The following is an 11,669-nucleotide window of genomic DNA, read 5'->3' as shown; positions in this document are numbered from 1 at the left end:
CACGCCCACCCCGAGCCCCACTCCGGCCGCGGCAGCGCCCGCCGTTGCGTTCGGAGGACAGTGCTCGAGAATGCTCGACGACTTCGAGGCGCGCAATTTCGTCTCCGACGCGGCGCCCTGGACATGGGGCGATGGGATCGAAGCCACTCCTCCGAGCTCTCCCGACATTCACGCCTTGCTCGGTGGCCTGTCCTGCTGGTGGGGAGGCGAGCAGGAGAGCTTCGGGGTGACTGTGTTGCCCCGCTCCGTCGTTCCCACCTCGATCATCGAGACGTGGCAGTCGACGCTGAGATGCGACCTGGGCATCGTGTGCCTCGCCGAACAGACGGTGGGAGATTTGTGGGTCGGCGTCCAGTGGTACGAGCCGGGGTGGCCTCAAGAGCAAACGTTCTCGGAATCGTCGGAGATCGACCGTGTGCGAGCGAGTGCACAAGCGGTGCTCGCGATGGTTCTGCCACGTGCACAGGTGGCAAGCGGCGCTCCGCAACCGGACCTTGCGTTGTCCCCGTTGCCCGAGTGCGCGAGCTTCGACGATGTTGTTGCGCAATGGGCGGGGGCCGAACTCGAAGCCGGATACCCGACCGACTGGGTTCCATCCGGTCCGATCTGGGACATCACCGTCGCCGCCGGGGCGAATCGCTACTGCGGGTGGCACCTCAATCCGGCCGAATCAATGCAGTCGCCGCTTGCGGTCGAGTTCTACATTCAGCCCCTGCTGGGTGCGCCGCGCGCCGAGGATCTCCGATCCACCGGCATGGCGTACCGCGACATACCCGGTACATCCTCGGCATGGCTGAAAGAGAGCGTGGAGAATCCCGGTTCCGTGCGCATGATCGTGGATGTGGGAGGGACGAGAGTGACGGTAGCGGGCGGTGGGCGGAGCACGGCGGAATGGAACGACCTCGTCTCTCGGCTGGCGGATGCGGTATCCGCCCCCGGTGACCGCGGCTGAGGCCACGGCATCCCCCGCTCTAGACTCGATTCCGTGGTCACCCGTCTGTCGAACTACTTCCTCCGCACGCTTCGCGAAGACCCCTCGGATGCCGAGGTCACGAGCCACCGTCTGCTCGTGCGCGCCGGATACATCCGTCGCAACGCCCCCGGCATCTTCGCGTGGTTGCCGCTGGGCTTGAAGGTCAAGGCCAAGATCGAGACCGTCGTTCGCGAGGAGATGGCGAACGCCGGGGCGTTCGAGGTGCACTTCCCGGCGCTGCTGCCCCGCGAGCCGTACGAGGTCACGGGCCGCTGGGAGGAGTACGGCGACGCGCTGTTCCGCCTGCAGGACCGCAAGGGCGCCGACTACCTCCTCGCCCCCACGCACGAGGAGATGTTCACGCTCCTGGTGAAGGACCTGTACTCGTCGTACAAGGACCTCCCGCTGACCATCTATCAGATCCAGGACAAGTACCGCGACGAGGCCCGCCCCCGCGCCGGCCTCCTGCGGGGCCGCGAGTTCACGATGAAGGACGCGTATTCCTTCGATGCGACGGATGCGGGACTGGATGCCTCATACCAGGCGCAGCGCGACGCATACGAGCGCATCTTCCAGCGCCTCGGGCTCGAATACGTCATCGTCGCGGCCGACGCCGGCGCCATGGGCGGCTCGAAGTCGGAGGAGTTCCTTCACCCGACGCCCATCGGTGAGGACACCTTCGTGCGTTCGGCCGGCGGGTACGCGGCGAACGTCGAGGCGTTCACGACCGTCGCGCCCGACGCCCTTCCCCTCGAGGGGCTGCCCGAGCCGGTGATCTTCGATTCGCCGAACACCCCCACGATCGCGACGCTCGTCGACCACTCCAACGCGCATCTCGACGCCCCGGCCCCCGGTATCGCGGGTCCCGCCACCGCGGATTCCGCCGAGTGGACGGCGGCGCACACGCTCAAGAACGTGGTCTTGGCGCTCACGCACCTCGACGGCACGCGCGAGATCGTCGTCGTCGGCATCCCCGGCGACCGCGACATCGACGACAAGCGCGTCGAGGTGGCCTTCGCGCCCGCCGAGGTGGAGGCGGCGACGGAGACCGACTTCGAGAACAACCCGCTGCTGGTGAAGGGATACATCGGTCCGTGGTCGCCCACCGGCCCCGTGCTCGGCGAGGAGTCGGCGACCGGCATCCGGTACCTGCTCGACCCGCGCGTCGTGGACGGGACGGCCTGGATCACCGGCGCCAACATCGACCAGAAGCACGTGCACTCGCTCGTCGCGGGCCGCGACTTCACGGGCGACGGCTTCGTCGAGGCCGCCACGGTGCGAGCGGGTGACCCCGCGCCCGACGGCTCGGGCCCCGTGGAGCTGGCGCGCGGCATGGAGATCGGTCACGTGTTCCAGCTCGGCCGCAAGTACGCCGAGGCGCTGGGCTTGAAGGTGCTCGACGAGAACGGCAAGCTCGCGACCGTCACGATGGGGTCGTACGGCATCGGCGTGACGCGCATCCTCGCGATCATCGCCGAGCTCAACAACGACGAGAAGGGCCTCGTCTGGCCCGCGTCGGTGGCGCCGTTCGACGTGCACGTCGTGGCGACGGGACGGGATGCCGTGGCCTTCGACCTCGCCGCCTCGGTGTCCGCGCAGCTGGAGGAGGCCGGGCTCGACGTGCTGTACGACGACCGCCCCAAGGTCTCGCCCGGCGTGAAGTTCGGCGACGCCGAACTCGTCGGCATCCCGCGCATCCTCATCGTCGGCCGCGGTGCCGCCGATGGCGAAGTGGAGCTGTGGGACCGCCGCACCGGGGAGCGCGAGACCCTGCCGGTCGCCGAGGCCCTGGCCCGGCTGCAGGCTTGAGCCGTCTCGAGGGAACCTGCCGGGTGGGACGCCGATAGCGTGGATGCCATGATCGCCGCGCCCCGTGTGCCCCTGTCCGACGGTTCCTCGATCCCGCAGCTGGGCGTCGGAACCTACAAGGTGCCCGCCGAGGTGACGGCGGACCTCGTCGCGGGTGCGCTCGCCGCGGGGTATCGGCACGTCGACACGGCGGCGCTGTACGGCAACGAGCGCGAGGTCGGGGAGGGTGTCCGCGCCTCGGGACTCGCGCGTGACGAGGTCTTCGTGACCACGAAGGTGTGGAACGACGACCAGGGTTATGACGAGACGCTCCGCGCCTTCGATCAGAGCGCGGCGAGGCTCGGTCTCGACCGCGTCGACCTGTACCTGATCCACTGGCCCATCCCGAGTGCCGACCGCTACGTCGACACGTGGCGAGCGCTCATGCGGCTGCAGGAGGAGGGGCGGGTCACGTCCATCGGCGTGAGCAACTTCTCGCCGACCCACATCGAACGTCTGCGCGACGAGACCGGTGTCCTCCCGGTCATCGACCAGGTCGAGTTGCACCCGCGTTTCCCGCAGCGCGACCTCGTCGACTGGAACACCGCGCACGGCATCGTCACAGAGTCGTGGGCGCCGCTGGCGCGCGGCGGTCTGCTCGATGAGCCGGTGCTGGCCGGCATCGCGGCGCGCTACGGCAAGACCCCGGCGCAGGTCGTCGTGCGGTGGCACCTCGATCGGGGGCTCGTCGTCTTCCCGAAGTCGGTGTCGCTCGACCGTCTGCGCGAGAACGGCGACGTCTTCGACTTCGTACTGGATGCCGACGATCACGACGCGATCGCGACGCTGGAGACGGGGGAGCGCACCGGGCGTGACCCCGACCTCGACTGACCGATCCCGCGCTTCCGCCTACGCTCCCAGCCGGGCGTATTTGGCCCGGAAGATCGTGAACACCCCGTAGGCGAGGAACCCGGCGCCGACGATGCACGCGAGCAGGGGCCCGGCGGGGAGTGCCACGAGAGCCGCTACCGCGCCGTCCAGTCCGCCCGCGGTGTCGGGTTCGACACGGATCGCCGCGATGATCAGGAGCACGCCCACGATGGCCAGGGCCACGCCCTTGGCGAGGAATCCCGAGACGCCGAGCAGCGTCAGCGCACCCCCGCCGCGTCCGTCCGGGAGGCGCACCTTGTCGCGGAACGAGCGGCGCACGCCCATCCCGCAGAACCCGACCCCGACCGCCGCGACGGCAACGCCGACGGTCCCGAGCACGAAGCCGCCGATGGGCAGGGTCAGAACGCCCTGACTGACGTCTTCGGCCGCCTGCTCCGCGCGGGGGCGAGCCCCCAGCGCGACCGAGGCGGACACGACCCCGATGACGAGGAAGACGATGCCCTGCGGCGCTTCGGTGGCGATCCGCGCGATCCGGCGGGGGACGGAAAGCCCGCGAGGCACGAAAGCCTGCAGCAGGTGCCACGCGCCGAGGGCCACCAGACCCACCGCGAGAGCCCAGAGGGCGACGGCACCCAGGGGCGCGGCGGCCACGGCCCGGAAGGCGCCTGTCTGATCGCTGTCCTCGGCAGCCCCGAGACCGACCGCGATGACCAGCGCTCCGATCACGAGGTGGAGGATGCCGTTGGCGGCATAGCCCGCTCGGGCGGCGACGCGGAACGCGGGGTTCGCCTCGGCCTCGCGGGCGGCGGAGCGGGCGTGCGAGGGCATTCCGGAACCGTACGCTGTGTCACGCCCGAGCGACAAACGCGGACGCCGGGTGGCCGCCCCTCGCCCGATCACCCGGTCACCCGTGCCTATAGTGGCCTGATGCCCGCGCCCCGCCGACCGTTGCCGCGCCGGTGGAACGCGCTTCCCGCGCTTGTGCGGAATGCGCCCCCGCGGGTGCTGCTCGTGGTCGGCGCCGTCGTCGTCGTCCTCGGCATCCTGATCGTCACGCGACCCCTGACTTCTCTCGTTCTGCTGGGTGTGTACGTGGGGTTGAGCGCCGTCGTGATGGGCGTGCTCGAGCTCGTCGGTCGACCGGCCGGCTGGTGGGCGCGGGCGGTGTCGGCGGCCTGGATCCTCGCGGGCGTCGCCGTCCTGGTGTGGCTCGGGCGCAGCCTCGAACTGCTGCCGTCGGTGCTGGCCGTTCTGCTGGTGATCGGTGGCCTCGCCTCGGTCGGACGCGCCGTCACGAGGGGGACGGCGAGCTCGCGAGTGCTCTCCCTGGCCTGGGGCGTCGCACAGATCGCGCTCGGGCTGCTGTCGTTCACGTGGCCCGACGTCACGGTGCTCGTCCTTTCGGTCGTGTTCGGTGTCCGCACCATCGTCTTCGGTGTCGGTGTCTTCGCGCGGGGGGTCGTCGGCATCCGGCGTCCGCGTCCGCGCACGACGCCGTTCGACGCGCAACGCGCGGTCCGTCGCCGCCGCGCGCGTACCCGGTGGGCCGCCGCGGGCCGGTACGCCCTGTCGCTCGTCCTGGTCGCCACGGCCGCCGGCGGATGGTGGCTCAATGACTGGCTCAACGACGGCGCTCCCGTGGTCGACGCGTTCTACGACCCGCCCGCGGAGGTGCCGGGCGGGCATGGGCGACTCATCCGCTCCGACGCCTATCTGGGGCGCCTGCCCGAGAACGGCGACGTCACCCGGATCCTCTACACGACCCGGGATGCCGTGAGCCGGCCCGCCGTCGCCAGCGCACTGGTCATCGTGCCGAAGGATCTGCCGCCCGGGCCCCGGCCCGTCATCGTGTGGAACCACGGCACCACGGGGGTCGCGCAGGGGTGCGCCCCCAGCCTCCGCGACGCCTCGGCGACGCGGTGGTCGATCCCCGCGCTCGAGCAGGCGCTCAAGGCCGGGTGGGTGGTCGTCGCGTCGGACTTTTCGGGACAGGGCGCGCCGGGCGATTACCCCTACCTCATCGGTAAGGGGGAGGCCCGCTCCTCGCTGGATGCCGTGCTGGCCACGAGCGAACTGCGCAGCGACCTGACCCTGTCGCCGGACACGGTCGTCTGGGGGCATTCGCAGGGCGGGCACGCCGCGCTGTGGACCACCGCCATCGCCTCCGAGTACGCGCCCGGGATCGACGTCCTCGGGACCGCGGTCGTCGCCCCCGTCGCCGACCCGCCCGCGCTCGCGCGCGAGCTGCTCTCGGGGCCGCCGAACGCCCTGCTGTCCGTCCTCACCTCGTGGGTGCTCGTTCCCTACTCGCGCACCTACGCCGACGTGCACCTCGACGACTACATCGCCGAAGGGTCGCGCTCGATCGTCCTCGAGATGACGCAGCGCTGCCCGACCGAGCCGGGCGTCGTCGTCTCGGTGCTGACCGCCCTCGGCGTCTCGGAGGATCGGCCGCTGTACAGCGCCGACCTCACCGACGGCGCGCTCGGCCGACGTCTCGCCGAGAACGCGATGACCGAACCGCTCGGGAGCCCCTTGCTGGTCGCGTGGGGCGCGGAGGACGAGGTCATCCCGCCGAAGCTGCAGCGCGACTACGTCGAGGGGCTCTGCGCGCAGGGGCAGCCGGTGCGGTGGGCGACCTACGCCGGGTACGACCACCTGCGGCCGATCCTGCCGAAGTCGCGCTTCCTGCCCGTGCTGTACGACTGGACGAAGAACCTCATCGAGCGGCGGACGCAGGTCGTCGACGGGTGCGGCCTGCGCTGACGCGCACGCGCGTCGTCCGTGCGGCGGCGCGGTGAAGATCCTGTGTCGATCGCGTTCCCTCTTGGCGCTCGCCGTGGGTTCTGATTACGGTCGAACCGTGCCCGAGAACACTCCCTCCGCGTCTGAGCTCCGCCCGACCCACCCGCTCGCGCTGGCCCCCGTCGCCGCTCCGCCGGCCTCGGTCGACGGTTTCGTCCGGCGGTTCCTGCAGAACCTCAACTTCGACCAGGGTGTCGCCCTGTCGACATCCGATGACAACGACCGTTATCTGGCCCTGGCGGGGACGGTCCGCGACTACCTCATGGCGCGCTGGCTCGACGATCAGGCTCAGCAGAGTCGGCAGCAGTCCAAGACGGTGTGCTACCTGTCGGCGGAGTATCTGCTCGGACGGCAGCTCGACAACAACCTCTTGGCCGCTCGGCTGACCGAGATCGCCACCGAGGCCCTGGCGCAGTGCGGCATCGACATCGATGACCTCCGCGCGCTCGAGATCGAGCCGGGCCTCGGCAACGGCGGCCTCGGCCGGCTCGCGGCATGCTTCATCGACTCCCTCGCGACGATGAGCATCCCGACGATCGGGTACGGCATCCGCTACGAGTACGGCATCTTCCGGCAGGCCTTCGCCGACGGCCAGCAGGTCGAGCAGCCCGACGCGTGGCTGCGGCTGGGCTCGCCGTGGGATTTCCCGCACCCCGAGGCGGCGCAGACCATCTCGTTCGGCGGTCGCACCGAGACGTACGACGACGACGGCGTCGAGCGCACGCGCTGGGTGCCGGAGTGGAACGTCCTCGCCGTGCCGTACAACATGATGGTCCCCGGCTATCACAACGGCCGCGTCAACACCCTGCGGCTGTGGCGCGCGGTGGCCACGAACGCTTTCGACCTGCACACGTTCAACTCCGGCGAATACGTCGCGTCGGTGCGCGCGCAGACCTTCGCCGAGAACATCTCCAAGGTGCTCTACCCCGAGGACTCCACGCCCCAGGGGAAGGAGCTGCGGCTGCAGCAGCAGTACTTCTTCGTCGCGGCATCCATCGCCGATTTCGTCGAGCACGTCCTGCCCGACGGGTTCGACCTGACGAAGCTGCCCGAGCGTGTCATCTTCCAGCTCAACGACACTCACCCCGTGATCGGGGTGCCCGAGCTCATGCGGGTGCTCGTCGATGAGAAGGGCATGGAATGGGATGCCGCGTGGGCCATCACGCAGAAGTGCTTCGCCTACACCTGCCACACGCTGCTGCCCGAGGCGCTCGAAGTGTGGTCGGTCGACCTCCTGGGGCGTCTGCTGCCGCGCCACCTCGAGATCATCTACCGCATCAACGATGCCTTCCTGCTCGAGGTGCGGGAGCGTTTCGGTGACGACGAGATGCTCATCCGCGACATGTCGATCATCGGAGAGCACCCGTTCCGCTCCGTGCGCATGGCCTACCTCGCCACGGTCGCGGGGTCGAAGGTCAACGGCGTGGCCGAGCTGCACTCGCAGCTGCTGCGCGACAACGTGCTCAAGGACTTCGCGCGCATGTGGCCCGAGAAGTTCACCAATGTCACCAACGGGGTCACGCCGCGCCGCTTTCTGCGCCTGGCCAACCCCGAGCTGTCGACGCTCATCACCGAGACGCTCGGCGCGGGCTGGACGGTGGACCTCGAACGGCTCCGAGGGCTCGAGGCCTACGCCGACGACCCCGAGTTCCGTGAGCGTTTCGCGGCGGTCAAGGCCGCCAACAAACGTCGACTGAGTCGCGTTCTCGCCGCCCGCGACGGCACCACGATCGACGACGGCCATCTGCTCGACGTCATGATCAAGCGGCTGCACGAGTACAAGCGCCAGACGCTCAAAGTCCTGCACATCGTCAGCGCGTACGACGAGATCGTCTCCGGCCGCGTGCCCGTCGAAAAGGTCCAGCCCCGCACGTTCCTGTTCGGGGCGAAGGCCGCGCCGGGATACGCGATGGCGAAGCACATCATCCACCTCATCAACGCCGTCGGCGAGGTCGTCAACGCCGACCCCCGCGTCGAGGGGCGTCTGAAGGTGCTGTACCCGTCCAACTACAACGTGACCCTCGCCGAGAGCATCATCCCCGCCGCCGACCTGTCGGAGCAGATCTCGCTCGCGGGCAAGGAAGCCTCGGGAACGGGGAACATGAAGCTCGCCCTCAACGGAGCCCTCACGATCGGCACCGACGACGGCGCCAACGTCGAGATCCGCCAGCTCGTCGGCGACGACAACTTCTTCCTCTTCGGCATGAGCGAGCCCGAGGTCGAGGCGCTGTGGGCCGAGGGCTACCGCCCCGCCGACTTCTACCACGAGGACGAACGCCTGCGCCGGGCGATCGACCTCATCGCCGCGGGGGCGTTCTCGGGCGGTGACCGGTCGGTGTTCGAGCCCCTCATCTCGAACCTCCTGTACGACGACCGCTTCATGGCGCTGGCCGATTTCGGCTCCTACCTCGACGCCCAGGAACGAGTGGATGCAGCGTACGCCGACCAGGACGCCTGGGTGCGGTCGGCCATCCTGAACGTCGCGCGCAGCGGTTTCTTCTCCTCCGACCGGGCGATGCGCGACTACCTCGACCGCATCTGGCACGCCACGCCGGTGCACTGAGCGTCGGATGCCACGGCTCGCGGGCCGTGGCATCCGTCGTTCCCGCGGCGATTGGCGGGAAGGCGGCGAGAGCTGACCGTTCGTAGCGGGCGCGAGGTGCGTATCCCGGGGAGAGTGGGAACACACCCCAGGAGGAACCATGCGTCTGTCCGAGTTTTCCGTCCCCGACACGCTCGCCGCTCGCGGCGCCCTCGCGCTCGCGGAGCAGTACCAATCGGAGGCGATCACCGCGCACGCCCTGCGCTCCTGGGTGTGGGCCGAAGCCTTCGCGCTCGTCGACGGCATCACCGGCATCGACCACGAGCTCCTGTATGTCGCCGCGGTGCTGCATGACATCGGCACCGTCACGGAGTTCGACAACCACACGCTGTCGTACGAGCATGCGGGAGGTCACGTCGCGACAGCCCTCGCGGCGGGCGCCGGCTGGGAGAGCGAGCGTCGCGAGCGCGCGCTCGAGGTGATCGTGCGGCACAACTGGCCGCGCGTCGACCCGGCGATGGATGCCGAGGGCTACCTGCTCGAGATCGCGACCGGACTCGACATCTCGGGGGCGCGGCCCGACGCGCTGCCGCGGGAGTTCGTGCGCGACGTCCTCGACGCGTACCCGCGGGGCGCCCTCGCGGCGGAGTTCGGCGCGTGCGTGGTGGATCAGGCCGAACGCAAGCCCGATACCGCCGCGCGTCGCCTGGTCGACGGGGGAGTGCTCGAGAAGCTCGCAGCGAATCCGCTGGAAGCCCGGTGACCAGCCGGGATCAGGCGACGAGCTCGACGTCGATGCCGAGGACGTCGTAGGTCGCGCGAGCGCGAGCGTCGCGCGTGGCGAGACGCGGTCCGTGTTCCCGGGCCGCGAGAGCGACCAGCCCGTCGTACACGGCGCCGCCCGCGACACCGACGCGGGGGCCACTCTCAGCGCCGCCCCGCGTCCCATGCCTCTCCGGTGAGGGTCGCGGGTGAGCCGGCATCCGGGTATCGTAGGAGGGTTGTCGGCGCCGTTCCGCGTCGACGAGAGCTGAATACGGAGGGTCTTGTGGACATCGATCTGGCACTTCTGAAGACGATCGAACGCGAGAAGGAGATCCCCTTCGACGAACTCGCGCGCATCATCGAACAGGCGATCCTCACCGCCTACGCCAAGCACATCTCGCCCAGCGGTGAGATCCCGGCGGGTGCGCGCGCCGAGCTCGACCGCAAGAGCGGTCACGTGGGCATCTACACGCCCGTCCTCGACGAGGAGGGCGTCGTGATCGGCGAGGAGGAGCAGGCGCCCGACGACTTCGGTCGCATCGCCGCCTTCGCCGCCAAGCAGGTCATCAGCCAGCGTCTGCGCGACATCGCCGATGACGCCGTGCTGGGGGAGTTCCGTGGCAAGGAGGGCGACATCGTCGCCGGCGTCGTCCAGCAGGGCCCCAACCCCCGCATGGTGCACGTCGACCTCGGCACCGTCGAGGCGATCCTGCCTCCCGAGGAGCAGGTGCCGGGTGAGACCTACCCGCACGGTTCACGCCTGCGCGTGTACGTCACGTCGGTCGCGAAGGGCAACAAGGGCCCCCAGATCACGGTGTCGCGCACGCACCCCGGGCTGGTCCGCAAGCTCTTCGCCCTCGAAGTGCCCGAGATCGCCGCGGGCCTGGTCGAGATCGTCTCGCTCGCCCGCGAGGCCGGACACCGCACCAAGATCGCCGTCAAGGCGAACGACCCGACGATCAACGCCAAGGGTGCCTGCATCGGCGAGCTCGGCCGACGCGTGCGCGCCGTCACCGAGGAACTGGCCGGCGAGAAGATCGACATCATCGACTACGACGCCGAGCTGCCGAAGTTCGTGGCCAACGCGCTGTCTCCGGCCAAGGTCACCTCGAGCTTCGTGCTCGACGCGTCGACCAAGGCCGTGCGGGCGCTCGTGCCCGACTATCAGCTGTCGCTCGCGATCGGCAAGGAGGGCCAGAACGCTCGCCTCGCCGCCAAACTGACCGGCGCCAAGATCGACATCCAGCCCGACAGCATCCTCGAAGACAACTGAGCGTCCGTCGTCCGGACGACGGCGAGGTGTACGATGGAACCTGTACGAACGTGCGTCGGATGCCGCGCACGTGCCCCCCGATCATCGCTTCTGCGTGTGGTCGCGGACGGGTCGGTCCTCGTCAGAGACGAGCGGGCGATCCTCCCGGGACGGGGCGCGTGGGTGCACGAGACGGACGCGTGCGTCGGGAAAGCTCTCGCACGCCGCGCCTTCGTACGAGCATTGCGTGTGTCAGGCCCGCTTGACACGCAGACCTTCGAATCAACCCTCCAGCGAAACGGCTGAACGGCTATGGACACGAAGTGAACGGCTCGAAATGAGACCCGTCCGCAACTAACGGTCTGCCCTGTCCGGGGTGGGCCCTCAGACAGGAGAATTGTGGCAAAACCACGCGTGCACGAGATCGCTTCCGAGCTCGGCGTCGACAGCAAGGTCGCGCTTGCGAAGCTGAAGGAGCTCGGCGAGTTCGTCAAGAGCCCCTCATCCACCATCGAGCCCCCGGTGGCCCGTAAGCTCCGCGCCGCCCTCGCGGCCGAGGGCTCGTCGGGATCGACGGATGCCAAGCCCGCCGCCGGTGCGGCGCGCCCCGGCGCCCGTCCCGGCCCGGCTCGCCCGGCCGCCACCCCCGGCAC

At 69.7% G+C, this 11,669-nt stretch carries 10 protein-coding genes; 9 read left to right on the top strand and 1 reads right to left on the bottom strand.

The annotated features are described in order from the left end of the window. Positions 1-70 precede the first annotated feature (70 nt). The 3 genes from MHY30_RS14515 to MHY30_RS14505 are packed head-to-tail and all read left to right on the top strand — an operon-like array spanning position 71 to position 3,652. On the top strand, positions 71-952 hold the full coding sequence (locus MHY30_RS14515; protein ID WP_239278606.1) for a hypothetical protein: 882 nt from the start codon (positions 71-73) through the stop codon (positions 950-952). 33 nt (positions 953-985) lie between these two features. Continuing rightward, positions 986-2,782 (top strand): proline--tRNA ligase, encoded by a 1,797-nt coding sequence (locus tag MHY30_RS14510; RefSeq protein ID WP_239278604.1) that lies wholly within the window; start codon positions 986-988, stop codon positions 2,780-2,782. 48 nt (positions 2,783-2,830) lie between these two features. Further along, the gene (locus tag MHY30_RS14505; protein WP_239278593.1) at positions 2,831-3,652 is read left to right on the top strand and encodes an aldo/keto reductase; all 822 of its coding nucleotides are present in this window, start codon (positions 2,831-2,833) and stop codon (positions 3,650-3,652) included. 18 nt (positions 3,653-3,670) lie between these two features. Here MHY30_RS14505 and MHY30_RS14500 read toward each other — a convergent pair whose 3' ends face one another. After that, entirely contained in the window at positions 3,671-4,480 is an 810-nt protein-coding gene (locus MHY30_RS14500; protein ID WP_239278582.1) for a DUF1206 domain-containing protein, read from the bottom strand. Between the two features lie 99 nt (positions 4,481-4,579). On the opposite strand from MHY30_RS14500, the gene MHY30_RS14495 reads away from it, so the two are divergent. The 6 genes from MHY30_RS14495 to MHY30_RS14470 all read left to right on the top strand — a co-directional run. After that, entirely contained in the window at positions 4,580-6,418 is a 1,839-nt protein-coding gene (locus tag MHY30_RS14495) for a lipase family protein (RefSeq protein WP_239278570.1), read from the top strand. 97 nt (positions 6,419-6,515) lie between these two features. After that, the gene (locus tag MHY30_RS14490) at positions 6,516-9,020 is read left to right on the top strand and encodes a glycogen/starch/alpha-glucan phosphorylase (RefSeq protein ID WP_239278559.1); all 2,505 of its coding nucleotides are present in this window, start codon (positions 6,516-6,518) and stop codon (positions 9,018-9,020) included. A 139-nt stretch (positions 9,021-9,159) separates the two neighbouring features. Further along, a complete protein-coding gene (locus tag MHY30_RS14485) occupies positions 9,160-9,762 on the top strand; it encodes an HD domain-containing protein (RefSeq protein ID WP_239278542.1) in 603 nt (200 codons plus the stop codon). A 285-nt stretch (positions 9,763-10,047) separates the two neighbouring features. Then, positions 10,048-11,037 (top strand): transcription termination factor NusA, encoded by a 990-nt coding sequence (gene nusA / locus MHY30_RS14480; RefSeq protein ID WP_239278530.1) that lies wholly within the window; start codon positions 10,048-10,050, stop codon positions 11,035-11,037. Positions 11,038-11,070: 33 nt separating this feature from the next. Next, positions 11,071-11,322: a YlxR family protein gene (locus MHY30_RS14475; protein WP_239278520.1), complete on the top strand. Its 252-nt coding sequence runs from the start codon at positions 11,071-11,073 to the stop codon at positions 11,320-11,322. Positions 11,323-11,415: 93 nt separating this feature from the next. Continuing rightward, positions 11,416-11,669 (top strand): translation initiation factor IF-2 N-terminal domain-containing protein (locus MHY30_RS14470; protein WP_239278518.1); only part of this gene is annotated, 254 nt, incomplete at its 3' end.

It is taken from the genome of Microbacterium sp. ACRRU (assembly GCF_022346945.1).
Lineage (GTDB): Bacteria > Actinomycetota > Actinomycetes > Actinomycetales > Microbacteriaceae > Microbacterium > Microbacterium mcarthurae.
The sequence above is the reverse complement of the archived record's forward strand: the minus strand, read 5'-3'. Positions and strand labels throughout refer to the sequence as shown.

Excerpts from the sequence above, each read along its gene's own strand:
- MHY30_RS14495 (WP_239278570.1), top strand. The coding sequence starts at position 4,580 with ATGCCCGCGCCCCGCCGACCGTTGCCGCGCCGGTGGAACGCGCTTCCC.
- MHY30_RS14505 (WP_239278593.1), top strand. The coding sequence starts at position 2,831 with ATGATCGCCGCGCCCCGTGTGCCCCTGTCCGACGGTTCCTCGATCCCG.
- MHY30_RS14485 (WP_239278542.1), top strand. The coding sequence starts at position 9,160 with ATGCGTCTGTCCGAGTTTTCCGTCCCCGACACGCTCGCCGCTCGCGGC.
- MHY30_RS14475 (WP_239278520.1), top strand. The coding sequence starts at position 11,071 with ATGGAACCTGTACGAACGTGCGTCGGATGCCGCGCACGTGCCCCCCGA.
- MHY30_RS14500 (WP_239278582.1), bottom strand. The coding sequence starts at position 4,480 with ATGCCCTCGCACGCCCGCTCCGCCGCCCGCGAGGCCGAGGCGAACCCC.
- MHY30_RS14515 (WP_239278606.1), top strand. The coding sequence starts at position 71 with ATGCTCGACGACTTCGAGGCGCGCAATTTCGTCTCCGACGCGGCGCCC.